Raw genomic sequence first — 25442 nt, 5'->3', positions numbered from 1 at the left:
TAACAGGCTTTCCGGCCTGTTCCACAAACATTAAATTTTCTTGTGGGTGGGCTTCTAGCCCGCCCCTGAAAGGCTTATTGAAAGAGGATAGCTATCGGCACGCGAAGCCGACCATTCCCACATAGAACCTGCATAATTCTTAGCATTAAATCCCACATTTGTCAACACACAAGTCAACCATGCAGAGCGAATTCCCCCGGAGCAATAACTCACAATTTGAGTTGACTGCGAAACTCCTTTTTGCTGCAAAATAGCGACAATTTCCCCGCGAGCCAGCAGTTGTCCCTGTTTGTCCATTAACTGTTTGTAGTAGAGGTGAACCGCACCGGGAATGTGGCCGCCCCGCTTTTCTCCGTAAGGCGTTTTACCTGCATATTCTCGCGGCTCTCTGGCGTCAATAATGACTAAATTCTCATTGCCTAAAATTGCTTTTAAATCATCCTGCTTGATTTCCCAAGTCGAGCAGCGAGATATTACAAAATCTCCTGTTTTCGGTGGATTGTTTGCAGCTTTTACTCGATTAATTCCTGCTTTGATTAAAGCCCGATATCCTCCATCGACAAAAACTGCTTTTTCGTGTCCCAAAGTCCGCAACATCCAAACAATTCGCCCATCTTCGCCCCACCCTTTCACAGAATCGGCAACCACTATCACAAGTTTGTCTTGACAAATACTAATTGCTTGCAGTTTTAGAGTTAAAATTGTGTTATTTTCGATAATTTTTCCCTTGTGGGGAAAGTCGGAACGCGAAAATTCCTGCCAAGTTACGGGAATAGCTGGTGGGAAACGACAAAACCACTTTAAAATAGGTGCGCGAGCATCTAGTAAAGTAGCTTCTTGTTCCAGCAATTGCTTAGCTAAATCTGCATTTACTATCCAGTTATTTGCTAAATTACCCAGTAAATTAGACATAATTTATTGAGTAAATTTTGCTGTATTAGCACCGCAGGCTAAAACCCCTTTGGTATTAGTTGGAGGAGCTGGTTTAGTCTTGCCAGGCTCAACATTTAGACACAAGATTGTTTGGGTCTTGTTTCCCACCAAAAAGACTCCCCCCACAAAACTTTTGAGATTAGCTCGCTTCGATACTCCGTAGTTAAACACAGCACCTTTTTTCACCATGGCGATCGAGTAGCTATAATTGGCTGCGTCAGGTTTAACTTGGAGACCCATATAAACCAATAGATTGGAAACAGAACTTGTAAAACCTGCTTTTTCAGCATAGTAAACTTGCTGAGCTTTATTCATCGAACCCACAATTTTTTTTGCTTCTGATTCCTTAGCTTTAAGCGTTTGTGAAACTTGAGCTTCCGAGACTGGACTGAAAACAACTGGCAGAGTTAGAGCTGCGATCGCAACTTTGATCTGCCAGTTGCTGCTGCTATAAATCCTGCTTAATTTCACAGAAACCATGTGGAATGAGCAGTTGAGAAACATATAATTAAACTAATTGTTTTGCCTGAAACTGTTTCAACGCTCCAGGAGCAACCGTGCCGTGTTCTGTGATTATTCCCGATATTAATTCCGCCGGAGTTACGTCAAAAGCGGGATTGTAAAATTCTACTCCCACAGGACAAATTCGCGTAGTTCCAACTTGATACATTTCAACTGGATCGCGTTCTTCAATGGGGATTTTACTGCCGTCGGAAAGTTCAAAATCAATTGTTGACAAAGGGGCGGCGACAAAGAAGGGGACATTGTGAGCTTTGGCAACAATTGCTAAACTGTAAGTGCCAATTTTATTGGCCGCGTCGCCGTTAGCAGCGATTCTGTCTGCACCGACAACTACTGCGTGAATCATGCCGAGTTTCATGCAGTGAGCGGCCATATTGTCTGCTATCAATGTCACGGGAATTCCTTCTTGCACGCACTCCCAAGTGGTGAGTTTTGCACCTTGGAGACGCGGCCGAGTTTCGTCTGCAAAAACTCTTCCGAGTCTTCCTTCTCGCCAAGCAGAACGAAATACACCTAAAGCAGTTCCGTAGCCGGCAGTTGCTAATGCACCTGCATTGCAGTGAGTTAGTAAGTTCAATTTTTCCGGTGTAGCGGGCAGAACTTCTAAACCTTTGTCACCGATATCTTTACAAGTTTGCAAGTCTTCTGCTTGAATGGTTTTGGCCATTTCTAACAAAGTTTTTTGCACTTGTTCGACAGAACCGCTAGTTTTCTCGGCTGTTTTGAGCATTCGCGATATTGCCCAAAACAAATTAACCGCCGTGGGACGGGTGGAACGCAATAACTCGCCAACTTGTTCTAATTTAGCGAGAAATTCGGTACGATCGCCCGTTTCGATTTCTCGCGCCCCCAAATACATCCCGTAAGCTGCTGCTACCCCGATCGCCGGAGCACCTCGGACTATCATAGTTTTAATCGCCTCAGCCATATCTTCGCAGCGGCTAATTTCGACTACACCGTATTCTTTCGGGAGTCGGTTTTGGTCAATTAGCAGAACTCGGTCTTCTTTCCAAGTGACGGGCGAAACAGGGGAGTTTTGAGGGGTCATCTATTTCCATGATGTGAGGGACAAGTTTCTATGATGCCATGAAGGCGACTATTCCTCTATGTTATGAGGGACACGCTGAATTTGCCAAAATCCCAGCCCTGCGGTTTGAGATTCGAGAGTGGAGATTTGAGATTGAAGAATTGCTAGATACCTACCACTCTCTGGGTTTGGAATTTGCGTAGAGTTGGATTCTTTTTCACAAAAGTGTACTTAGTAAAAAACCCTACATTAAGTTATGTAAATTATACTTACGTTTTTTGAAAAATTTCCGTAATCGGGAACAAGCTAGCTGTACCTGGTGTCTGGTTTTTTTAAGTTGAGAATAAAAAAGTGCGATCGAGCAACTTTGCAGCTCCAACAGATTTACAAGAATCACAAAAATAGATAATTGTAAAGCTTTGTCTGTACAACTTTTACTAAGTTGAAGGCGGGTTTTGTGCTTGCCGTATTTGTGGTGATTGAAGTAGCGACTATCGTCGCACGGAAACAACATTTTGAAAACCTACTTAGGTGCATGGGGGAACAGTAATTATGAAAAACCTACACATAGTCTTCGTAGATTCAGCAGTTGAAGATTGGCTAAGTCTGGCGGTTGGTGTTAAAGCTGGGATGGAGGTAATTTTAGTCGATCGCACGCGGGACGGCATCGAACAAATTGCCGAAGCATTGCAGAGCCGCAAAGGTATAGAAAGCGTTCACATTATTTCTCACGGGGATTCGGGAAGTTTGCAGCTAGGGCAAACAATCGTGAATTCCGACAATTTAGAAACATATCGCGACAGTTTGAAACAGTGGTTTTCGTCATCTGTCAACTCAATTAAAAATCGATTTGAAATTCTGCTATACGGATGTAACGTAGCAGCAGGTGAAAAAGGAGAGGCTTTTGTACAAAAGCTGAGCAAGTTCACAAAAGCTAATATTGCTGCTTCTGCAGATATTACGGGCAGTGCCCAAAAAGGCGGAAACTGGGTACTTGAATACGCTACGGGAGCGATTAAAACAGGATTGGCGATCGAGCCAGAGGTAATGGCAAATTACGCACATACCTTGGCGACGTTTACTGTTACTAATACCAACGATGCTGGGCCGTTTTCGCTGCGAGATGCAATTACTCAAGCCAATGCCCTTGCTGGGGCGGATATTATTAATTTCAATATTCCCGCCGCAGGCGTTCAGACGATCGCGCTTGCCACTGCCTTGCCACCTATTATCAGTCCTGTAACAATTAACGGCACCTCTCAACCGGAGTTCGTCGACACCCCCCTGATCCAACTCGATGGAGCAAATGCGGTTGACACGGGTTTGAGCCTCCTTGGTAGCGGTGGCAGCACTTTGCGGGGATTAATAATTAATCGCTTCACCAGCAGCGGCATATCCCTCCAAAGCAACGGCAACACCTTAGTGGGCAACTACATCGGCATCAACGCCGCTGACACCGCTGCACCCAACTTATTTGGCGTCCTTGTTCAGAGTGGCAGCGGTAACATAATTGGCGGGCCTAACCCGGGCGATCGCAACGTCATTTCTGGGAATACAGCCAACGGTATCGCCATCGTTGGCGGTACAGGAGGCAACCAAGTGCTGGGCAACTACATCGGCACCAACGCTGCCGGCACTGCGGCCTTGCCCAACGCTGTTTTCGGCATCGCCGTTCAGAGTGGCAGTGGCAACATAATTGGCGGAACTAACCCGGGCGATCGCAACATCATTTCTGGGAATACAGCCGACGGTATCACCATCGTTGGCGGTACAGGAGGCAACCAAGTACTGGGCAACTACATTGGCACCAACGCTGCCGGCACCCTGGCCTTGCCCAACACCAGCGGCGTTAGCATCAACGGCTTACCCACCAACACGATTAGCGGGAATGTCATTTCCGGTAACAGCATTCACGGTGCTGCCATTCTGGGTGCCGGTGCCACCGGCAATACCCTGACAGGCAACTTCATCGGCACCAACGCTATCGGCAGCGCCGCTTTGCCCAACGCTGCTTTCGGCGTCTCCATTGAGGGAGGTGCAAACAACAACATTGTTGGCGGGACAACCCCAGCCGCCCGCAACATTATTTCCGGCAACAGTAACGGTGTGGGACTGTCTGGTCCCACCACTACGGGCAATACTCTGACAGGGAACTTCATCGGCACCAACGTCTCAGGTAACGCCGCTTTGCCCAACACTGGTATCGGCGTCGTCATCCAGGGAGGTGCAAACAACAACATTGTTGGCGGGACAACCCCAGCCGCCCGCAACATTATTTCCGGCAACAGCAACGGTAACGGCCTATCACTTTCTGGCCCCAGCACCACGGGCAACTCCTTGTTCGGTAACTTCATCGGCGTCGGCTTCGACGGTACCTCCCCCGTGCCCAATATTACTGGGGTGTTGATTGACGGAGCAAACAATAATGCGATCGGCGGTACAGCAGCAGGTCAAGGAAATACGATCGCCAGCAACCTCGGTTCAGGAGTAAACCTCCTTGCCGGTACCGGCAACCGCATCCAAAACAACTCGATCTTCGCCAACGCCGGCTTAGGCATCGACCTCGGCAACAACGGCCCCACGGCCAACGATGCAAGCGACGCCGACATCGGTGCAAACAACCTCCAAAACACCCCCGTACTCACCACCGCTATCGCCAGCGCTGGCAGCGTCACCGTCGCGGGAACTTACAACAGCATTCCCAGTGCCAATTTCACCCTCCAATTTTTCGCCAACAATCCCCCGGGAACCCAAGGTCAAACCTTAATTGCTTCTATCCCGGTAACGACTGACGCCGCCGGCAACGCTGCTTTTAATCAAACTTTCCCAGCAGCAGTCACCGCAGGCCAATTAATCACCGCGACAGCAACCGACGCCGTCGGCAACACTTCGGAATTTTCGGCACAGCCTGTTCCCGTTGTCGTACCGCTGAGTACCATCACCGGCATCAAATTCAACGACATTGACCGCGATCAGACTCAAGGAGCCGGAGAACCCGGTGTTCCGGGAGTTACGATTTTCCTCGACACGAACAACGACGGTATTCTCGATGCCGGCGAAACTCGCACAACTACCGGGGCTGACGGCAGTTTCACTTTCGGCAACTTGCCCGCAGGTACTTACAACGTTCGGGAAGTCGTGCCGCCAAACAGCGAACCGACTACTCCCAATCCGGTTTCAGTGACTCTGACAGCAGGTGAAACTACTCCTGCTCCGGTGAATTTCGGCAATCGATCGACACCCGCTGTACTAGGCAGCATTACTGGCATCAAATTTAACGACATTGACCGCGATCAGACTCAAGGAGCCGGAGAACCCGGTGTTCCGGGAGTTACGATTTTCCTCGACACGAACAACGACGGCATTCTCGATGCCGGCGAAACTCGCACAACTACCGGGGCTGACGGCAGTTTCACTTTCGGCAACTTGCCCGCAGGTACTTACAACGTTCGGGAAGTCGTGCCGCCAAACAGCGAACCGACTACTCCCAATCCGGTTTCAGTGACTCTGACAGCAGGTGAAACTACTCCTGCTCCGGTGAATTTCGGCAATCGATCGACACCCGCTGTACTAGGCAGCATTACTGGCATCAAATTTAACGACGATGACCGCGATCAGACTCAAGGAGCCGGAGAACCCGGTGTTCCGGGAGTTACGATTTTCCTCGACACGAACAACGACGGCATTCTCGATGCCACAGAAACTTCGGCAACTACCGATGCTAACGGCGGCTTCAATTTCCCCAACTTGCCCGCAGGCACTTACAACGTTCGGGAAGTTGTACCGTCATTCAGCCAGCCAACTACTCCCAATCCGGTTTCAGTCACGCTGGCAGCAGGTGAAACGACTCCTGCTACAGTTAATTTCGGCAATAGCCTCCAGACGGGCACCATAACTGGCCTTAAATTTAACGACACCAACGGTAACGGCACTCAAGATACCGGAGAAATTGGCATCCCTGGCGTCACGATTTTCCTTGACACTAACAACAACGGCACTTTAGACACCGGAGAAACCCAAGTTACTACCGGTACCGATGGCAGCTACAGCTTCCCCAACCTGCAAACAGGCACTTACAACGTCGGGGAAGTGGTGCCGACAGGTTTTACACCAACCACCCCTAACCCCCGAACCGTTCCCTTAGATCCAGGTCAAACTTCCACTGCCAATTTCGGCAACCAACAAGTCCCGCCAACACCAACGCCGACTCCGACTCCGACTCCGACTCCGACTCCGACTCCGACTCCGCCTCTGCCTCCGACTCCCGTCCAACAAAGCAGCATCAGCGGTCTTAAATTCAACGACCGCAACGGCAACGCTACTCAGGATGCGGAGGAAACTGGTCTTTCGGGATGGCAAATTTTCCTCGATGCTAACGGGAACAACTCTTTAGATTCGGGCGAAACTATAGTTACCACTGACAATTCTGGTAATTACAGTTTCAACAATCTCAATCCCGGCACCTACAATGTGCGGGAGGTGCAGCAGACTGGCTGGACGCAAACTACTGCTAATCCGGGGGCGGTTAATCTGGGCAGTAGCGAAAGTCGTAGTGGAATTAATTTCGGCAATTTCCAAAATATTAGCATTAGCGGCAGCAAGTTTAATGACCTCAATAACAATGGGGTTTTGGACACTCAAGAACCGCTCTTGCCGAACTGGCAAATCTTCCTTGACGCTAACAGCAATAACTCTTTAGATGCTGGAGAAGTTAACACTTCAACTGATAGTTTGGGCGCCTACAGTTTCGCTAATTTAGGGCCGGGGACTTATCGAGTTCGGGAAGTAAATCAACCTGGTTGGACGCCAACTACTGCCAATCCTGCTGATATTATTGCTGTCAGTGGCACTAATGTTAGCAATATTAATTTTGGCAATTCCTTCGCCCCAGTCCCACCAACACCACCACCAACACCACTACCACCGCAAGAAGGACAAGATGCTGAGTGCATTTGTTCGCAAATTGTTTTACCCAGCATTAGCAGTATTCGCGGCCCAAATTCTGTCACGAATACCCGCAACGGTACTAACGGCAACGACACTATTCTCGGCACTAATAACGGTGACGAAATAAATGGTTTTGACGGCGATGATTTGTTGGCAGGGTTGCGAGGCAATGATAATGTTTACGGGGGACTTAACAGTGCTTTCCCGGTTGGTCCAGATATAGACAGGGACTTGGTGTTTGGCAATGAAGGTAATGATTACCTCAATGGGGTTGCTGGAGATGATTTAATCTTTGCTGGCAAGAACGAGGATGTTGTTTACGGCGGCAAAGATGACGATATTATTTTCGGCGACCAAGAAAGCGATACTTTAATTGGCGACCAGGGTAACGATACTATCTACGGGGGAACTATTAACCCCTTCGACCCGGATTTGACTGGCAACGATTTGGTGTTCGGTTTGGCGGGCGATGACTTCCTCAGCGGAGAGAAAAATCAAGATACGATCGCAGGTGGTGATGGTAATGATACAGTACGTGCTGGCAAGGGCGATGACGTTGTTCTGGGCGAATTGGGCAGCAACCTGCTGTTTGGCGATGAAGGCAGTGATACTATCTGTGGCGGCGAGGGGGAAGATACAGTGTACGGGGATATTGGTAGCCCTCTTCCTATTGGTTCTACTGGCGGAAAAGACCAAATATGCGGCGGTTTGGGCAACGATTTGCTGTTTGGCAATGAAGGTCAGGATACTGTCAATGGGGAGGTCGGGAACGATACTCTTTACGGCGGTAAGGATGAGGACAGTTTGCTTGGCAGTGCTGGGGACGACTTCTTGTTTGGAGATCAAGGGAATGATACTCTGATTGGAGGCACCGGGAACGATCGATTTATGTTGGGTATTGACCTAGGCAGCGAGACTATTTTAGACTTTCAATACGGCCTCGATTCGATCGGCTTAATTGGGGGTCTGGATTTCTCCCAACTGAGCATTGTTGCTGAGAATAGTTCCACTCTCATCCGAGTTACGGGTTCCGGTCAACTTTTGGCAACTCTCCGCAATGTGCCTGCAAGCGTGATTACTGCCACAGATTTTGCTCTCCTCTAGTCCGATCGAGCTAATTAATTAGGTGAGAATACTGTAGGGACGATGGATTAAGAGACTGTTGGCAAATAAAAAAAGGGTGAAACCAAACATCTTACTGCAAATTCCACGTTGTTTGTGAAGTACACTCCTGATCCATGAATCCCCGTAGGGACAAGGCAATGCCTTGTCCCTACTACTTTATGAACCTAGAATACGCTGTATAATCATTGCAAATAAACTCTGATAAACCAGAAGTAATATCGTTTCCGGTTGCACGGTGCCGTGTCCAACCTGTGGGTAATATTAATTCTCCTGCTACCGCAGTTGATATGAATCGGGGTCGAAAAACTGAATGGTTGAGTGTTAACTGTTGACTCGATTTTATGATTCCGATACAATCGGAAACGATATCACATCACACTTGGCATCGTATAGGTCGTCGGTTCAAATCCCCCCACTTCGAACGACAAAACCCGCCTAACGAAGCGGGTTTTGTAGTTTTTGTAAATATTTTTACTCTTTGGCAATGATTAAACAATCACTCTCAACTTTAGACAGCATATCTGGAAAAGCTGAGGTGTAATTGCCATCTTTGTCTACAATTCTGCGAAGTATATATCCGTTGTCAGGAGGTCTGCCGAAAAACGAGTTTGTGCGATACCAGATATCTCCATTCGGAGTGTTCGGATCTCGATCGATCAAAAAATCTACAAGCCACTGCGGCACAGCAAATCCAAACACTATGGGCGTAATGTGCCCGTGCTGCAAAGTTGCATCCGAGAATCGGAACAAGTAGCTGAAGCGAGAAAATTTAACTAAATAAATTAACATCCGTCCCGCAATTGATGAATGAAATGTCCAGATAACAGGGTCAAAAACGCGCAGCAATAACGTCCGTTCGGCAGCATTCCAGTCTGAACTGTACATCATCAGACAATCGTCTGGTAAAACATTCCCGTCCATAAAAAAGATACCTTGCAGGGCTTCGGGTAACTCGGCTGGATGTTCTACTTTCATCCAATTCGCGATGTCTTTTAGTTGCTTGTGTTCGATTAACATGGTATTATCTATCCTCAAAATAGTTGTGTTTTGGTTTCCTATTAGATACCCCCTTGATATCAAATCCCTTAGCATCGGAATAGTAAATTCGAGTTCACGGTTGACAGTTGACAGTTGACGCCGTGAACAGTCAACAGTCAACAGTCAACAGTCAACATCATTCCGGTGTAACCGCAAATGATATGATTTCTTAGTCGATCGATAGATAGTTTGTGTGGCGTGCGGTTTCAACTCACATCTTGCACCATTCTCAATAAGGCTTTTATGTGCCGGCAGGATGCCCAACCCCTACTCCCCACAAGCAATTAATTCTTTGTGGAACAGGCCGGAGAGCCTGTTCTTGAGAATGATATAATATCTCAGTTTCAACCGCTGTCCGATCGAGCTTTTGGATTGATTACCTCTGCAAATTCGGCTCCGAGGCTCGGCGCACTTTGCCTACCGTACTCACGACATCCACCAGCATCTTGAGTGCGATCTCTTTACCGGGGCAAATCCGTCCCGCACTCCGATCGCCCACGGAATGAAATCCCATATGAAAAGGGCACAGATTCTCGCGCTTAGGGTTGAATTCGTATACCGTAGAGCCCCAGAAACTCTCGTCTAGCAGCCCCAGGCTGAGCGGTATCAGTACCTTGGTTCCGGCAGGGAAAGTGCGCTCTTTGCCCGCTACCGTTGCGGTGAAGGGCTCTGTTGCGACTCGGTGGGTGGCGCTGACGGGAGCCCAGAGGCGGGCGCATTCGAGGAGGAAGAGCTCGATCGACGGGCGATCGTCCAAATCGAGCTGATCCCAAAAATCAGTCGGGTTAATTTCGGCCGTCTGCTGTCCTTTATAGGCGGGGAGAGGGCGGTATCCCATTGCCGTGTTGCCTAGGTGCAGGGGGCCTTGCAGTCCCGCTATCCCCATAATTGATGTCATCAGCTTCGCCAATTCCCGCTTAGTCATGCCGTTGTTTTCCGAGCTCTCCTGGAAGTCGGCTAAAGCTGGGGAATTTTCATAGATAGTCGCCGCACGCTCGATTAGAGCGGACAAATCCCCGTGTCCAAACAGGTTCAGGCTTTGCAGCAAATTGCCGATGACGGCGAAGTAGTGCAGCGGGCTTTGGCGGGTGTAATGCAATTCGGTGAGAAGTTCGATCGACTCTGAATCGTCTGGATTAATCCCAAAGATGACGTAGTGCAAATATCGGACTAAAAATCCCATCCAACCCCGCTTGACATCGGTAAAAAACGCTCCCCCCGCACCGTGCGACATCTCGGCATAATCTGCGGCTAGCCGATCGAGCAACCGTCTGCTGATTTCGTCTCCCTGGCGATCCGTTGTGGCACTGTTGAAGAGATACTTCTGCATACAGCTTCGGAATGCTGCGTGGTTGCTGCTAACATCAGTAGCGCGATCGGACAAAGACAGCAGGAAAAGGTTCCTGCCGCCGACATCTTGGTTGGGGGCGCTATCGGGATCGAGTACAGAAGTACCTAGCCGCCATCCGCGCGCCTGGGGCGATGTGAGTGCTTTTTCCAGCGTGTCAAACTCTCCCATCACGACTTGCCCCGCGCAGCAAAAGTTGGCTCCGAAAGCCAGCCGTTTTATCTGCAAATAGGTGGGTTCGTTGGCAATCAAACCCTCAATCAGGGCGATCGGCGGTAGCATCGTTTTGCTGAGACTTTCTTCCGGGTTTTGCAAAGCCCAAACCTGAAACTCGTTCAGGGCCGGGTTCATCAGCGATGAGAAAATAGTATCTAAATTTAGGTTCATCATAATTCCTCCGAGAATCCCTCGCCATAACCCGCTTTGCATTTAGCAGCAAGAGGGTATTGAGCAGTAATAGAGCGGGTATTGAGTCCCACTTAAATGCCAAAATCAGTAAGTATAACTATAGCCATTTTTCTTTGTGCCCCCAGTGGCAATATAGAGATAGTTGTACTGAATATGTCTGCCTCTAAGTCTAGCCTTTTTCCGGAGAGTGAGTGTAATTTATAACGATTCCTCCTAAGTAGATAGACTTTCGGGTTCTCAAGTATTAGACCCTATCTCTGAGAGTCGCACATAAACCGTTTATCTCGAATTTACAGTTGATTAGGATTTACGCACTGACCCCAGAAACCGGGTTTTTACCGAATCTGGTGACTACAACCAAATATTTGGTTGAAAACCCGGTTTCTGAACCATAAACAGTTTGTTTTAGCCAATTACTATGACCCGAATTTCGCAAGTCTGTTGTTTGAAGAGTGATATCAAAGCGTAACAGGTAATGAGATGACTAAAAGCCGATAACTTCGTAGAAAAAGGTTCTCAAAAAAAGACTTGACAAAGGGCTAAAATCCCTATAAATTACAGCTTACAGCTCTTGATGCGAGAGAAGAGAGAACCACACAACCAACCCCAACCACCCCAACACCCCAACAACCCAAACAAATCCTTCCCCCCCCCACGCAAACACACGCGCACACGACGGAAGGTGCCCCCGTGGTGCTTCTAGATTAAAGGTTAAATCATCGTACTCCAACCAACCTTTCCTCCCCTTTCTCCTCTTTCTCCAACCCACACGATCGCCTAGCTTGCATTCAGTGTCATAATCAACTTTACCGCCTATTTCTAACCAGATTTTTTTCTGGACGCTAAAGCCAAAACGACCCTGACTGTATTTTACCCACAATTTGTCGATCGTCCGCAAATCATCGCCTGGAAAATTCTCGATCGAGTTCGTATCGAACCAACCTTCCTTCTCCCGTCTAGCAGCTTTTAACATCACTTTGAATGTTTCCTGATCCGCCTCTTTCCACTCCCCTGTGGCCAATAAATCCCGGAGACGAGTATAGTCAACACCCTGCGCTGATTTAAGCGAGTCTGGTCGCGGTGCCGGTGAAGGTGTTTTAGCTGATAATTGAGGTGATTGAGTACCAAGAGCCTGCAAAACTTCAGTAGCAGATTGATAACGTCGCTTACTAGCAGGTTGTATCATTTTATCTAAAATCAGACCCAGTTCCGAACTGACAGATGTTTTTAAGTGTTCTCGCCACACCCACTCAAACTCGCTATCATCGAATAAATCAATCGGCTCAACCTGAGTTAACAGACACAGACAAGTCACACCCAGACTATAAATATCACTAGCATGAATCGGTTTACCGTTGGCTTGTTCTGGTGCCATATATCCCGCCGTCCCGATTCTCGTTCCCGTTAGCCCTAGAGCCGTTTGTGTCGCATATTTCGCGGCTCCAAAGTCAACTAAAACCAATTGCCTATCTTGCCTAAGAATAATATTTTCTGGCTTGATATCCCGGTGAATTACTTGGCGGGAATGAATGAACTCGAATACTGGCAATAAATTATTAAGCAAGTCGCGAATCTGCGTTTCGCTAAAATATCCCTGAGATTCTAGTGCTTGGGCTAAATTTTCACCGTCGATGAATTCTTGGACTAAATACTGCCGTCCATCTTGACTAAAATATGCTAATAAGTCGGGAATTTGAGAATGTTTACCCAACTGTTCTAGGCGTACTGCTTCCAGCTCAAATAATTCAGCAGCTTTCTGGATACTAGAAGCGCCTTGAAGTTGGGGGTAGAATTGTTTAATAACACAGGGAGGTTTTGATGGTTTATACTCGTCAACAGCTAGAAAAGTGCGCCCAAATCCCCCTTGTCCAATAATTTTTTGGGCTCCGTAGCGATCGCCCAATAGCAGTTTATTCCCGCATTTTTGACAAAATTTTGTAGAGCCAGACGGGTTTTGGAATAGGCAATCCGGGTTTAGACACTGGCTCATAAAATATGCTTAGAGATTACAGATTAAAGCTCTCGATGCGATGCCAGCGGACATGGTGTTCCATGTGGAACAGCAGATTTCGGTCAGCACACAGCATTGGCCTTTCATCGTGTCAACTTAACCGGAAAAACCGCTTCACCCGAAAGCTCGGCAGGGGTTTAAACCCCTGCCAGATAAGGCATTGCCGCGTCCCTAGTTAAACTTTTGTCCCGCACTCAGGACAAAAGTTATTGGTCGAAACATTCTTAGCGCCGCAACTCGGACAATAAACCAACTCCGCAGATGGCAACGTGCTGCGTTCCGGCAAACCAACCATTTGAGCGTTGCTCTTACCCGGAACTACCATCGGATAGCAGTTTTCGTCCCTCGTCACCTTCACGTTCATCAGCACCGGGCCGTCGTGAGCGAGCATTTGAGCGATCGCACCTTTGAGTTCCTCCGGCTGCGAAACCTGCATCCCCTTCACGCCATAAGCTTCAGCCAGCTTCACAAAATCCGGCATCCCTACAGTCATGTTCGACGACGAATAACGCTCCCCATAGAACGCCTGCTGCCACTGCCGCACCATGCCTTGCCAGCCATTATTTACAATCACAATCTTGATATTAATGCCGTATTGTGCTAGTGTTCCCAACTCTTGAATATTCATTTGCACGCTAGCATCGCCAGCAATACAAATCACTTGCTCATCGGGTAGCGCCATTTTCGCGCCCATCGCCGCCGGCACCCCGAAACCCATCGTTCCCAAACCAGCGCTCGAAATCCAGCGACGCGGCCCGTTGTTCAAGAATTGAGCCGACCACATTTGATGTTGACCGACATCCGTTGTGTAGTAAGCATCAGGCGCTTGAGTCGCCAACTCCGAGATCACCTCTTGCGGAGCCAAAATGTCTGGGTAATGAGGCACAACTAACGGATAGTCCTGTTTCCAGCGATCGATCCTGTGCAGCCATTCCGCAGTCTGTCCGGTTTTCCCCGAAACTCCAGTTTCCCGACAGCGGCGCAGCAAATCGATCAAAACTTGGCGGACATCTCCAACAATCGGCACGTCAGGGCCGCGAGTTTTGCCTACTTCCGCCGGGTCGATATCGATGTGAATCACCTTAGCGCGCGCGGCAAACTCGTCTAATTTCCCCGTCACGCGATCGTCAAACCTCGCCCCTACAGCCATCAGCAAATCGCACTCGGTAACGGCAAAATTAGCGTAAGCAGTGCCGTGCATCCCCAGCATTTTCACCGACAAAGGATGGTTTTCGTCAAAGGAACCTTTGCCCATCAGCGTTGTGGTGACCGGCAATTGGAAAAGTTCGGCCAGTTCCTTAATTTCCTCGTGGGCCCCCGCGGCGATCGCCCCGCCGCCCACATAAAGCAAAGGACGCTTTGCTTCCTTCAGCAAATGAATCGCTTGATTAATTTGCCGGGGATTTCCCTTCACCGTCGGCCTGTAGCCCGGAATTCTCACAGATCCGGGTTCCACCGGCAGATAGTCAAATTCTTCTAAACCCACATCCTTGGGTACGTCAATCAACACCGGCCCGGGCCGCCCTGTACTCGCGATGTGGAAAGCTTCTGCCACAATTCGCGCCATATCTCTCGGATCGCGCACTACATAAGAATGCTTGACAATTGGCAAAGTAATGCCGTAAATATCTGTTTCCTGAAACGCATCAGTGCCGATCGCCGGACGGGGAACCTGACCGGTAATAATTACCATCGGGATCGAATCCATGTGGGCCGTCGCAATCCCCGTCACTAAATTAGTTGCGCCGGGGCCCGAAGTAGCAAAACAAACCCCAACTTGTCCGGTAGCGCGGGCGTACCCGTCGGCCGCGTGGGCGGCACCTTGCTCGTGTCGCACCAGAATATGTTTGATAGCGCCGGTTTCTTCAGCGCGGTAGAGTTCGTCGTAAAGCGGCAGAATGGCGCCGCCGGGATAACCAAAAATATGCTTGACGCCGTGGCGGATCAAGCTGTCAATCAGAGCAAATCCACCAGTTGCACGTCTGATGGTCACTTTAGTTTTTAGTTGCACAGAATTTCCTTCCTTAAACTAATTATGATTTTTAATGAAAGCTTTTATACTACTTTAATCTCAATTAATGAAACTATGAAAATTTAAGTGGTGAGATTTTACAAAAGATTTCGCGATTGGACAGGGTTCGCCCGATCGAGAAATCGTGGAACAGCAGAGGCAGAAAAGAAACCGAGGAAATCGTGGCTTCTATGCCGATTTACCGCAATATGAGGCTTGTATAGCATTTGTCATTCGCCATTCGACAAGAAAAACAATCGTTTCAGCAATTAAGAACGTCCTAACCATCAGGGCGGTTACGATGTTAGAGATTGATCGCTAAAATAAAGCCCTCTTCCCTCTTCCCTCTTCCCTCTTCCTTCTTCCTGACCTCCGTTACATCCGTTACATCCGTTACATCCCCTACATTGCTCGTTGCCGAACTTCCTTCTTGCCACAGTTCAGAGAACATCCTGCAAGACTTTGCGAGTATGTTTCCAAGCTGCCATGCCCATCACCGAAACCAAAAAGCCCAAACTCAGCAACACGATCCGCAAGCCCAAGTCATCGTCGCCGACAGCATTACTGACAGCATCCGTCAGCGGGCCGGTCAGTGCTAAAGGCAGGCTCAGAGCAATATTAATCGCATTGTTTTCCAATCCAAAGACTTTGCCCCGCATAGATTCTGGAGTTTTTTCTTGAATCAGAGCCTGCATCGGCCCGTTAATCAAGGAAGCACCAAAACCAAACAGAGCACTCAATCCGAATCCCACCCATAACTGTCGAGTAAAGGCAAACATTGCTAATACAAAACCCATCATCAAGAAACCGATTAAAGGCAGAGGTTTGTGGTGCATTCGATGACCCCAGTGTCCCAAAAAGGCTGCACCGAAGACCATTCCAATTCCTGCAGCAGCGAGCAAAAAGCCAAATTGAGTTTCTTTGAGACCTATTTTGCCCGAAAGCGCGATCGCCAGCACCTGAAGCGCCGCAAACACGGAATACAAAATGGTCAACTGCACCATCGCGTTGCTGACAAGGTGATTGTGTTTCAAGTAGCGCAAACCTTCTTTGAGGTCTTGCCAAGGATGGACGTTTTTGCCACTGCTGCCGACATGACCTTCTTTGATCCGCATGGCATAGATCAAACCTGCCGATATCAGGTACAACCCGCCCAGCAAAAACTCTTGAGAAACTGATCCGAAGCTGTGTTTGACCCAACTAAACAGCGGTTCGCCGATCGTCATACCGACAATAATGCCGCCCATTGTGGACGAGGCGAACAGCGCATTTGCCGACATCAGTCCCTCTCGGCCCACGGCCAGGGGGATTGCAGCCTGCTCTGCCGGAGCAAAAAATTGCGTTACGGTAGAGATCAAAAACGTCATCGTCAACAAAACCACAAAAGCTTTGGGCAAAAACGGCAAAGCTACAATCAACCCGGCTCGAATCACGTTGCAGGCGATCAGCATTTGCTTTTTGGAAAAGCGGTCTACCACGATACCGGCTACGGAACCAAAGACGATTGCCGGCACGGTGTAGGCAATCATCACCGCTGACAGCATAGAATTTTCCATAGAATTTTCCGAATGCTGCCAAGAAACAGGCCACGGTCGGTAGTCGCCTGTTTTCAACAGAATAATCAGCAATACGTAAAAGATTTTATCCGCCACTTGGGCCAATAACTGGCCCGTCCACAAGGCGAGGAAGGGGCGATTTCTCAGTAGGGCATCAAGCCCGCTGCGGTCAGGGGGAGGGCTGGCTGGGTGCATAGGAATAGTTTAACTGACCGCCTCTGGCAATTATAGTTTTCAGCAATATGTGCAAATCTGACATAGGAAAGCGGAAACTCGGAAAACTCCTGTCTCCTGGGTTCTTGTTCTGTTTTAGCAGATCGGCGGGGGACGGCTGCTGCAGTCTTCTTAACTCTAGCGCGATCGGCCGGAGCCGAGAACCCGCTCGCCGGGAAAATCCGAGAAGATTGTTAAAGGTTGGCGTGCATTTCATCGCGAGTACAAGATACGGTAATATACTTGACAAAATACTTGTTGCTGGCAGTGATATTAAAAGATGTCACGCCGATTAAGTAATATAACGAAGGTACTAACTGTTAGGAGTGAAAAACTTGAAAAAGGTTGAAGCTATTATTCGCCCCTTTAAACTAGACGAAGTGAAAATCGCACTCGTCAATGCTGGTATTGTGGGGATGACTGTTTCTGAAGTTAGAGGTTTTGGTCGTCAGAAGGGCATGACAGAACGCTATCGTGGTTCTGAGTACACCGTTGAGTTCTTGCAAAAGCTCAAGGTCGAGATTGTTGTGGAAAACGATCAGGTTGACATGGTGGTTGATAAAATTATCGCGGCTTCCCGCACGGGCGAGATTGGCGACGGCAAGATTTTCATCTCTCCTGTAGAACAAATTATTCGGATTCGGACTGGGGAAAAGAACTTGGAAGCAATCTAAGATACTGGGGCATTGGGCATTGGGCATTGGCCAAACAGGTAATTGGTCGTCGGTAACTAATCATTGCCAACCAAAAACCTCTTTCCTGTTTAATTTTGATACCTAAGTGTCAATCTCCAATGCCACAGTTACCCCCTGTTTTGGCTGTTTTCCTCATTATGGGTTGACAATTTTCGTAAGTTGTGGTAAAAGAGCCTGGAAGGCTCGGCCGCGGTGAGAGTGCGCTCGCTTGATATCCGGTGTCATTTCCGCAAAAGTCTGTTGCTGTGCGGGTACGTAAAAAATGGGGTCATATCCGAAACCTCCCGTACCGCGAGGAGTGTGGAGAATTTCGCCCCGACAAATTCCTTCTACTTGCAAGGCAATTGTACCGTCGGGACGGGCGATCGCGATCGCGCAAACAAATTGTGCTTCCCGGTTTTGTTCGCTACCCAATTCTTTGAGGAGTCGAGATATCCTGTCAGCATCGGTTTTCCCGTAACGTGCCGAGTAAATCCCGGGTTGGCCGTTGAGTGCATCTACCATTAAACCAGAATCATCGGCGATCGACCATTTGCCCGTTGCTTTTGCCACTTCAGAGGCCTTCAAGCAAGCATTAGCAATAAAAGTTTCGCCTATTTCCTCGATTTCCAACTCGGACGGTTTGAGTTCCAATTCCCATCCCAAATCCTGAAGATAAACTTGCATTTCCTTTAGTTTACCCGGATTGCCCGTAGCTACAACTAGCAATTTGCGATCGGTCATTATTTCTCTTAAAACTTACGGCTCCATATTAACAAACATATTGGGAAAATGGTTGCAACAAAATTCCCAAAATCTTATCAACATCTTGAATATAGTATTCAATCGGATCGATATAAACAGTAGTTTGCTCCAAAATCAAGAATTTCCAGTTAGTTCCCGTCGTCACCGCGCCGTAAATGCGATCGACCTCAGTGTCTTGGTTTCGATTGAAACATTGGGCCGCTACCATTGCGGCTACGCATTGACCCAAACCGCCAATTATATCTTCCTTTTTTGCCTCAAAGATGGTCACAACTGGAGCGCTGATAAACAATTGTTCTGAAGACCCGCTAATAATATAATCGCAAAATCCTTGCAAACCTTTTTCTGGATCGACAGTAAAATCCTTGCCGGAAAAAAGAGAAACTCGTTTGTTTAACAATCGCCGAACTTCTGCTAATATCGGGGCAGTCAAAAATTCCGATCGAGCTTTTTCTGTGGAAATAAAAGTGGCTAGCGGTACATAATCAATCAGGATTGTTGTTAAAATTTCGGAGGGGGAAACTGGTTTTGTATCAACAAATAAATTGCGTGTTTCATCCAAGGTTAATCCAAAATCTTTTTTGACTCTTGCAAGGCTGAAATCGCTGTATGCCATCTTCTTTTATCCTAAAATTTATCTGATATAGCAATAGTATTTCCTTGGTGAGTAAGATTTTTTTACGAACCGCGAACACGCTAATGACGCCAAGGAAGAGAAGATAATAGAAGAGAAAGAGTTAACAATTGATGGGAGGATTGCTACGGCAACACGATTTCATTTACGAAGAAGATTTTTTTTGACCGCAGAGGGCGCAGAGGACACGGAGAAAGAGAGATTTGATATCAATTTATCTGCGTTCATCTGCGTTCATCTGCGGTTGACAACTCCGATTAATTATGCGCCCAAGCTTTCGCCCAGTTTAAGTTTTGCATAACTTCTTTCAAGGTCGCTGCTTCCGAATATAACCTCAACACGGGTTCGGTTCCGCTAAAGCGAATTAACAGCCAACTTCCGTCGGCTAAGCGGAATTTATATCCGTCAACTTTGTTGCAATCAACAACTGCTTTGCCTGCGATTTCTGTTAAGGGTTGATTTTGCAGCAGCGACAGCAAGCGGGAACGTTCGTCCATGTTTGCTAAGTGCAAGTCGATTCTGTCATACGCTGAAGTAAAGTTTGTTTCTTGTTGCAGTCGGCTGTAAATTTCGCTTAAGTCTTCGCCGGATTTGACAACGGCTTCTAACAAGTACAGGGCTGACAGCAAAGCATCTCGTTCGGGGATGTGTGTACCGTAGCCAATTCCTCCCGATTCTTCGCCACCGACTAAGACTTGGGTGGTTAACATTCTATCGGCTATATACTTGTAACCGATCGGCGTTTCAAATAAAGGCAAGTCGTACAGCTTGGCAATTTTGGGAATTATGTCTGAACCGCTGACTGTTTTGATCACTTCCCCGGTCAAGCCGCGCCGTTTTGCTAAATGTTCGATTAAGATGGGAACTAGGATTTGTGAACTGAGAAAGTTGCCGCTAGAGTCAACGGCTGCAATTCGATCGCTATCTCCGTCAAATACAAATCCAATTGACAAACCAGAACTTTTTCGCTGGTGAGTACGCATCACGCGGAACAACTGCGACAGGTAGCGCGGCAAGGGTTCCGGTGCACCGCCGCCGAACAGCGGATCTCGATCGCTGTTGACTTCATGTACCGTTTCTTCTAAAATTTGAGCTAATCCTCCGGCGGCGGCCCCGTGCATTACATCTACAAATACTGTAATTTTGCCGCTGGCGATGGCTTCTTTAATCGCCTCAATATCTACCATTGCCCGCAAGGTTTTGCAGTAAGCGGGCCAAGGATTGAAATTCTCTAATTTTCCGTGAGTTGCTGAAAGTGCCGCCGGATTGTCTAGTTTTTCTTCTATCTGTTGAGTAACTTCGGGTGAAACTGAACCGCCAAATCCGCCCTTGACTTTTAACCCTAAATATGCACCGGGATTGTGGCTGGCTGTCATGACGATCGCACCTAAAGCATTTAATTGTTTAGCAGCTAAACTGAAAGCTGGAGTGGGGGCGTAGGATTCGCTCAGCAGCACGTCAAATCCTGCGTTTTGGATGGCAACAGCCGCTGTTTTGGCAAATTCTTCAGCCAGAAATCGGCGGTCGTGACCGACAATTACGGTACCGCTGCTGCCATCGCTGCCGCCGGTTTGTGCGAGAACTTGTGCCGCTAGGGGAGCGACTAATGCTACGCGATCGAATGTAAAATCGTCAGCAATGATGCCGCGCCAGCCATCTGTACCGAATTGAATGGGATTCATTGTTACCTCGATAAATCAATACTTTCAGCTATTGTAACCGTACTTTCTAGACTGTTTCTAGTAAGGTAACGTATTTACGTCATTTTAGGCGTTGAGCTAGCTTACTTTTGCGATCGTACTTTTCTAGCAATATTCTAGAGCCGATTTACCGACACCACACCGTGTTTGCCCTACCTTGCTTTTTTAGAAGTAGCCGCCTACTGTAGGCGGCTAGACCGGGAAATACTAACCTGTTTTCTGTTGTATCAGCAGTTAGCTCTCCCGGTCAGAACCAAAAACCTACAATCGAGAGATGTGCATAGTGTGAATGAAACAGTCGCACTCCCGTGCCGACGATCGGCAAGTTAAGGTAACAAGCTATCCAGCATATCCAAGATTGCTTGTACGTCCGCTAGGTCACACTTGGACTTTTTGCGCTTGGCTTTCAACTGGTTAAGCAAGGTAGCAGCATCAGGTAAATCACTTGTGTCAAGTGACTCATTGCTATCTAGCTGTCTGGCTAGGGCTAGCACCCGATCGGCTAGAGCAATCGGTACTCGGATGGTGCGGGTTTGCCCGTGTTTCCATTTACCCTCGTAATGCTTGAGGTTGGCTAAACTAGCATCGTTGATATTTTTAGTCATTCACTTGTGTCAGGTGATTTAATGTTAACAGCTTGGCACGGTTGCCTTTGTCCTGTCAAGCGTATAATCACCTGTATCAGGTGAATCAAAGCAAAAAGTAGGTTGTATCTCGACTCAAAACCAAAAACTCAGAACTGCTACAGCTTGCGTAAGTCCTCCGACTTCAGTCACGTCGTGAAACCTTTACCATCAGGTCGGATGCAGGCAATTTCATTTTGAGCATTAAGGCTATCAACGGTTAGTATTTCACCCTGGTATTGTTCTGCAAATTTTTCCCCTACATATTTGACCGATGTCCCTTTAGTTACGTCACAGTTTTTTAGCAAGCGGATGTTCAGGTTTTCTTTCTCGGTAAAACTTTTGCTGAAAAAACCTCGTACTTGACGAGCGGAAGTGGCGACTCGATTCATAATATCTTTTGCTTTTTCACGGTTGCCTTCAGCAATAGCCTCCCGCATCTCGTCAGCTAACCCTTGTGCGCGGCTCTTGTTCGCAGCAGTGGAAATCTCGGACGGGTCAGGTGACGGGTCAGGTGACGGGTCAGGATTGGCTACTGGCAAGGGTTCTGGCTCTGGTGACTGGTGTGACGGATTGAAGCCTATATTGCTCTGGATATTTTCGGTTTGCACTTCCTCGCAAGCCTCGGTACCGACCTCGACATCATCAATAATTTTTTCCACTTGAATAAGATGTTTATCCGTCACACCCGTCACAATCTGCTCTGGGTAAGGGTTCTGACCCGTCACACTATCCGTCACCGACCCGTCACCCAATCCGTCACAGCGAGATTGAAGTTCAAAATCGTAGGTCGGAATGTGTTCGTCAGCCTTGGTTCGGAGCCGGAGCCCCTTAATTATTTTTCCTACCCTTGTGTGACATTTTTCCACCTGCCAGCCCAAAATTACGCTGGCTACTTCGATAAGGTTAGGACTGAAGTTTTTCACTGCCTGTGGTTTATGTCCCTGGTCGGAACAGTAGAGGTCGTAAGCTTGGTATAGTGACCCCTCGGCATAAGCCGAGTCTCCTATCGAAGTTTGAGCCAACGGGTCATAGACGAGCCTGTCATTGAGGAAGCCCGCAACGCTGTCCTCTCGAATTTTATTCTCCCAACCCTGAAGGTTAATTTCTGGAATCTCGATCACACCCCGCAAGGTGCGTTCCACCCAACTGTCATCCAGCGCCAGTAGGTAGTTGGTGAATGCTGCTAATTCAGGCTCGAAGGTGCTGTCGAGGTCGCGGCGGTTGCCAGCGGCTACTACCGCGTTAAATGGCACGGGAATAATGCGGCGCGCCATGCCACTAGAGTTGTCACTGCCAAAAATAGGGAAATTGGATGCGACTGCTACCATACCGCCAAACTTGAATTTGAAGGGCTTCTTGCCTTTTTCTTCCGCCCTGAGCCAGTCACCCCCGTCACTTGTTTGAATTTGCTGAGCTGCCTCGCACCCTTGTCTTCGTCGGGGAACAGCAGCAGGCGTTTTTCGTAAGCCTGAGCTACCTCAAACCGATTGCCGCTCCAGTCGTCCAAGCTGCTGCTGTGCGTGTTTTCTATACCAATCAGGGCGATAACTAAGCGGCAAAAACTGCCTTTACCGCTGCCACCTATACCGATAAGGTGCAAAGCCTTCTGAAGGTCGGCTCGCCCCTTTAGCACGGCGTTGCAGAATGCTATCAGCAGGTTTTTGACGTGCTGGTTGCCTTGGGTCGCAAAGTCCAACCACGCTTCAATCTTGTGCCAGTCCGAGGCAACAGCGCAGTGGGCGCGGGGCAAAGTCCAAGTAAAATGGTATCCGGGAGAATGGGGCAACAGTTTGCCCGTGGCAATTTCAAGCGCTCCATTTTGAAACGGCAACAGGTCGGCTCGCGACTTCCACTGCCGCTCTATTAGTTCGTGCCGTAAAAAGCGCACTGTTGCGCCGATGTACGCTGGTGGCAGGTTGGTTAAACCTTTTGACTTTACTATCTGGTACACAACCGATTCGATGTACTCGTCAGTTTCGGGACTCCAAATTCCCGGCGAGTCGGCTTCGTAGCGATACCAGCAAAGGTTTGTATTGTTAAATCTCAGCCTATCGCGGTAGTCCTCAGCAATTTCCCTTGCCATCGCGTCGGAGCTGGGGAACTTGGCTTTTTTATTGCAATCACCTGTGTCACGCGATTCACTGTCTACGGGATGTGCTTTCCTCAGGATTGCCCGGAAAGCCTCAATCCCGTTCTTTTGGATAAAATCGTCCATTCCCTTGCCGCCCTCCTTCTTCCAGTGACCTGTAACCGATAGTACCGGGCAACCGTAGGATTTTAGGACTTTTGTGAGTTTAGCTTCGGCGATGCGTACATTCTTATTTGTAGTCGCGTCTGCATCGAATGCAATGATAAAACCAAATCCAGCTTCCGCTAACCGCTTCAGCCCCGGTACTAAATCGGGTTCTCCTTTTGATTTTGGCGTTAGTCCCATCGTTACTCCCACTAAGGCAACAGTCGGAATGTCGTGCTGACAACCCATTATCGCTTTGAATCCGCCTTCTGTGATGAGTAGGTAGGGTTTGCCGTCAATTGTGAAGCACCGCGCTTTGAGCGCCTCTAAGTCGCGCCAGTATGCCTTTATCTCCGGGTGTTTGGCAAGGAAAATATCGTATTCCCCTAAAGGGGTGCGATACTTAGGTTTGCTGCCATCTTTGCTCTCCCAAGGGGTATCCGGCTTAAATTGCCACTGACTGTACTCAGCCGATTCCAGCATGATACCTTCTGATTTTGCCTCGTATCCAAGCATTAGCGAAGCATCGGAAATACTGGATGTCTGGCAATTTGCCTCAGCCCACTCGCGTTTTATCCCGCGCTTCAAGATAATCTCGTAATCGTGGGTGTCGTTTAGCCGTGAAGAATTGTGACAATTTTGAGCAAGTTTGGAAAAAATTGAGCTACTTAAATCAGGACGAGGTATACTATACATAACGTTCTCCAAGGTAGTTATACAAGGAGAGTCGCTATGCTCAAAGACGAGGAACGCAAATTACAAAAACCCGAAAGTTAATTTTTTGAAGTTTTGCAAAGCAAAAATTTATTTTTTATTTTTGCCGCTGGCTACACGATCGAGTTAAAGTGAATCTAGAAATTATTTTTGTTTTGTCGCGTTCCTCGTCAAAGGCTTCGCGGCTCTTTTTTTTTGCCCGAAGGTCGGGCGGTGCGGTTGATACTGTCGGCAATAGTCAACCTGACTCCGATTATAGTTTATTGGTGGATGGCAGGGATAGCAAAATGTGGCAATTGATAGCAAAAAAGACTTGTTGGAACCCTACGGGGTTGAACAAATTTTTGCAATACAACGCTATACAATTTTGGCGAAACCCGTAGGGTTTAAGTGGTTACAGTCACATACTTTTTTGTATATTTTGTGCCTCCCAACCTTTAGAGTTTAGGATTATTTTGACAACAACAAGCGAAACCGCAACAAAAACCGCTCCGACTACCGGAGCGGATTGACTTGAAAAGAGATTACTATCCAAAAAGGTGAGCTTTACAAAAGTCTCGAAACAATTCTCGATCGCTTTCCTCTGAAGGTTGTTCGCGGCAGTATTCAACAAAGTCGGCTATTACTTCACTGACAATGGTAGTTAGCTCGCTACCATCTTTCATAGCCACCGAGTCACCCCTAACGCCGTCAAACAAGATTGGGTAAAACTCTTTCAGGAAGCAATATTTGACGTAATTAACGTTGTAGTGAATGAATCTCAGTTTAAGAGTCGCACACCGAGGGCTTTCCTTTTTTAGGAATGAACTTTTGTACTGAATCATCCCGTCCTCTTGCAGCATCTCGATCCGAGGAGGAATGAGAGTGCGAGTTTCGTGCCAGGGTGTAGCTTCGATTCTCATTGTTTATTTTTGACTAAGTGTATCTTCAGGAATAGCCGCCTATCATAGGCGGCTA

At 48.0% G+C, this 25442-nt stretch carries 19 protein-coding genes; 3 read left to right on the top strand and 16 right to left on the bottom strand.

Annotated elements, in window-relative coordinates; all coding sequences use genetic code 11:
* Positions 1–54: 54 nt before the first annotated feature.
* From QUB77_RS12815 to mtnA, 3 genes are read right to left on the bottom strand one after another with little or no spacing between them, the layout of a single operon-like run.
* Complete coding sequence (locus QUB77_RS12815; protein ID WP_333172571.1) at positions 55–912, bottom strand: rhodanese-like domain-containing protein; 858 nt, start codon at positions 910–912, stop codon at positions 55–57.
* A 3-nt stretch (positions 913–915) separates the two neighbouring features.
* Positions 916–1413 (bottom strand): type IV pilin-like G/H family protein, encoded by a 498-nt coding sequence (locus QUB77_RS12810; protein ID WP_333172754.1) that lies wholly within the window; start codon positions 1411–1413, stop codon positions 916–918.
* A 28-nt stretch (positions 1414–1441) separates the two neighbouring features.
* The gene (gene mtnA / locus QUB77_RS12805; protein ID WP_333172573.1) at positions 1442–2503 is read right to left on the bottom strand and encodes an S-methyl-5-thioribose-1-phosphate isomerase; all 1062 of its coding nucleotides are present in this window, start codon (positions 2501–2503) and stop codon (positions 1442–1444) included.
* Positions 2504–2541: 38 nt separating this feature from the next.
* Between mtnA and QUB77_RS12800 the strand changes: the two genes are divergently transcribed.
* Together QUB77_RS12800 and QUB77_RS12795 are read left to right on the top strand one after the other, a co-directional pair.
* Positions 2542–2685 (top strand): hypothetical protein, encoded by a 144-nt coding sequence (locus QUB77_RS12800; RefSeq protein ID WP_333172576.1) that lies wholly within the window; start codon positions 2542–2544, stop codon positions 2683–2685.
* A 349-nt stretch (positions 2686–3034) separates the two neighbouring features.
* Positions 3035–8533, top strand: coding sequence for an SdrD B-like domain-containing protein (locus tag QUB77_RS12795; protein WP_333323040.1), 5499 nt, complete (start codon positions 3035–3037; stop codon positions 8531–8533).
* A gap of 492 nt (positions 8534–9025) precedes the next feature.
* Here QUB77_RS12795 and QUB77_RS12790 read toward each other — a convergent pair whose 3' ends face one another.
* The 6 genes from QUB77_RS12790 to QUB77_RS12765 form a co-directional block, all read right to left on the bottom strand.
* Positions 9026–9571 (bottom strand): hypothetical protein, encoded by a 546-nt coding sequence (locus QUB77_RS12790; protein ID WP_333172583.1) that lies wholly within the window; start codon positions 9569–9571, stop codon positions 9026–9028.
* A gap of 397 nt (positions 9572–9968) precedes the next feature.
* Positions 9969–11330: a cytochrome 450 gene (locus tag QUB77_RS12785; protein WP_333172587.1), complete on the bottom strand. Its 1362-nt coding sequence runs from the start codon at positions 11328–11330 to the stop codon at positions 9969–9971.
* Positions 11331–11910: 580 nt separating this feature from the next.
* Complete coding sequence (locus QUB77_RS12780; RefSeq protein ID WP_333172590.1) at positions 11911–13338, bottom strand: serine/threonine-protein kinase; 1428 nt, start codon at positions 13336–13338, stop codon at positions 11911–11913.
* A gap of 196 nt (positions 13339–13534) precedes the next feature.
* Positions 13535–15370, bottom strand: coding sequence for a biosynthetic-type acetolactate synthase large subunit (gene ilvB / locus QUB77_RS12775; protein WP_333172593.1), 1836 nt, complete (start codon positions 15368–15370; stop codon positions 13535–13537).
* A gap of 304 nt (positions 15371–15674) precedes the next feature.
* On the bottom strand, positions 15675–15821 hold the full coding sequence (locus tag QUB77_RS12770; protein WP_333172595.1) for a hypothetical protein: 147 nt from the start codon (positions 15819–15821) through the stop codon (positions 15675–15677).
* Positions 15811–17121 carry an MFS transporter gene (locus tag QUB77_RS12765; protein WP_333172597.1) on the bottom strand — a complete coding sequence of 437 codons (1311 nt, stop codon included), beginning with the start codon at positions 17119–17121 and terminating at the stop codon, positions 15811–15813. The genes QUB77_RS12770 and QUB77_RS12765 overlap by 11 nt, the downstream gene beginning before the upstream one ends.
* A 353-nt stretch (positions 17122–17474) precedes the next feature.
* Between QUB77_RS12765 and QUB77_RS12760 the strand changes: the two genes are divergently transcribed.
* On the top strand, positions 17475–17813 hold the full coding sequence (locus tag QUB77_RS12760) for a P-II family nitrogen regulator (protein WP_006633346.1): 339 nt from the start codon (positions 17475–17477) through the stop codon (positions 17811–17813).
* A 156-nt stretch (positions 17814–17969) separates the two neighbouring features.
* On the opposite strand, the gene rdgB is transcribed toward QUB77_RS12760, so the two are convergent.
* The 7 genes from rdgB to QUB77_RS12725 all read right to left on the bottom strand — a co-directional run bounded on the left by rdgB (position 17970) and on the right by QUB77_RS12725 (position 25387).
* The gene (gene rdgB, locus QUB77_RS12755; protein ID WP_333172600.1) at positions 17970–18557 is read right to left on the bottom strand and encodes an RdgB/HAM1 family non-canonical purine NTP pyrophosphatase; all 588 of its coding nucleotides are present in this window, start codon (positions 18555–18557) and stop codon (positions 17970–17972) included.
* A gap of 28 nt (positions 18558–18585) precedes the next feature.
* Positions 18586–19194 (bottom strand): hypothetical protein, encoded by a 609-nt coding sequence (locus QUB77_RS12750; protein WP_333172602.1) that lies wholly within the window; start codon positions 19192–19194, stop codon positions 18586–18588.
* 275 nt (positions 19195–19469) lie between these two features.
* The gene (locus QUB77_RS12745) at positions 19470–20894 is read right to left on the bottom strand and encodes a phosphoglucomutase/phosphomannomutase family protein (protein ID WP_333172604.1); all 1425 of its coding nucleotides are present in this window, start codon (positions 20892–20894) and stop codon (positions 19470–19472) included.
* Between the two features lie 344 nt (positions 20895–21238).
* Positions 21239–21517 (bottom strand): hypothetical protein, encoded by a 279-nt coding sequence (locus tag QUB77_RS12740; RefSeq protein ID WP_333172606.1) that lies wholly within the window; start codon positions 21515–21517, stop codon positions 21239–21241.
* Positions 21518–21684: 167 nt separating this feature from the next.
* A complete protein-coding gene (locus QUB77_RS12735; RefSeq protein WP_333172609.1) occupies positions 21685–22866 on the bottom strand; it encodes a hypothetical protein in 1182 nt (393 codons plus the stop codon).
* Positions 22860–24467, bottom strand: coding sequence for a DUF3854 domain-containing protein (locus QUB77_RS12730; RefSeq protein ID WP_333172611.1), 1608 nt, complete (start codon positions 24465–24467; stop codon positions 22860–22862). Before QUB77_RS12730 ends, QUB77_RS12735 begins: the two co-directional genes overlap by 7 nt.
* Positions 24468–25012: 545 nt before the next feature.
* Positions 25013–25387 carry a hypothetical protein gene (locus QUB77_RS12725; RefSeq protein ID WP_333172613.1) on the bottom strand — a complete coding sequence of 125 codons (375 nt, stop codon included), beginning with the start codon at positions 25385–25387 and terminating at the stop codon, positions 25013–25015.
* Positions 25388–25442 lie beyond the last annotated feature (55 nt).

This window comes from Microcoleus sp. AT9b-C3, assembly GCF_036705485.1.
GTDB lineage: Bacteria > Cyanobacteriota > Cyanobacteriia > Cyanobacteriales > Microcoleaceae > Microcoleus.
The sequence above is the reverse complement of the archived record's forward strand: the minus strand, read 5'-3'. Positions and strand labels throughout refer to the sequence as shown.

What these genes read in the sequence shown, in the direction of transcription:
- QUB77_RS12815 (WP_333172571.1), bottom strand. Translation starts at nt 912, where the DNA reads ATGTCTAATTTACTGGGTAATTTAGCAAATAACTGGATAGTAAATGCA.
- QUB77_RS12810 (WP_333172754.1), bottom strand. Translation starts at nt 1,413, where the DNA reads ATGGTTTCTGTGAAATTAAGCAGGATTTATAGCAGCAGCAACTGGCAG.
- mtnA (WP_333172573.1), bottom strand. Translation starts at nt 2,503, where the DNA reads ATGACCCCTCAAAACTCCCCTGTTTCGCCCGTCACTTGGAAAGAAGAC.
- QUB77_RS12800 (WP_333172576.1), top strand. Translation starts at nt 2,542, where the DNA reads ATGAAGGCGACTATTCCTCTATGTTATGAGGGACACGCTGAATTTGCC.
- QUB77_RS12795 (WP_333323040.1), top strand. Translation starts at nt 3,035, where the DNA reads ATGAAAAACCTACACATAGTCTTCGTAGATTCAGCAGTTGAAGATTGG.
- QUB77_RS12790 (WP_333172583.1), bottom strand. Translation starts at nt 9,571, where the DNA reads ATGTTAATCGAACACAAGCAACTAAAAGACATCGCGAATTGGATGAAA.
- QUB77_RS12785 (WP_333172587.1), bottom strand. Translation starts at nt 11,330, where the DNA reads ATGATGAACCTAAATTTAGATACTATTTTCTCATCGCTGATGAACCCG.
- QUB77_RS12780 (WP_333172590.1), bottom strand. Translation starts at nt 13,338, where the DNA reads ATGAGCCAGTGTCTAAACCCGGATTGCCTATTCCAAAACCCGTCTGGC.
- QUB77_RS12770 (WP_333172595.1), bottom strand. Translation starts at nt 15,821, where the DNA reads ATGTTCTCTGAACTGTGGCAAGAAGGAAGTTCGGCAACGAGCAATGTA.
- QUB77_RS12765 (WP_333172597.1), bottom strand. Translation starts at nt 17,121, where the DNA reads ATGCACCCAGCCAGCCCTCCCCCTGACCGCAGCGGGCTTGATGCCCTA.
- rdgB (WP_333172600.1), bottom strand. Translation starts at nt 18,557, where the DNA reads ATGACCGATCGCAAATTGCTAGTTGTAGCTACGGGCAATCCGGGTAAA.
- QUB77_RS12750 (WP_333172602.1), bottom strand. Translation starts at nt 19,194, where the DNA reads ATGGCATACAGCGATTTCAGCCTTGCAAGAGTCAAAAAAGATTTTGGA.
- QUB77_RS12745 (WP_333172604.1), bottom strand. Translation starts at nt 20,894, where the DNA reads ATGAATCCCATTCAATTCGGTACAGATGGCTGGCGCGGCATCATTGCT.
- QUB77_RS12740 (WP_333172606.1), bottom strand. Translation starts at nt 21,517, where the DNA reads ATGACTAAAAATATCAACGATGCTAGTTTAGCCAACCTCAAGCATTAC.
- QUB77_RS12735 (WP_333172609.1), bottom strand. Translation starts at nt 22,866, where the DNA reads ATGGTAGCAGTCGCATCCAATTTCCCTATTTTTGGCAGTGACAACTCT.
- QUB77_RS12730 (WP_333172611.1), bottom strand. Translation starts at nt 24,467, where the DNA reads ATGTATAGTATACCTCGTCCTGATTTAAGTAGCTCAATTTTTTCCAAA.
- QUB77_RS12725 (WP_333172613.1), bottom strand. Translation starts at nt 25,387, where the DNA reads ATGAGAATCGAAGCTACACCCTGGCACGAAACTCGCACTCTCATTCCT.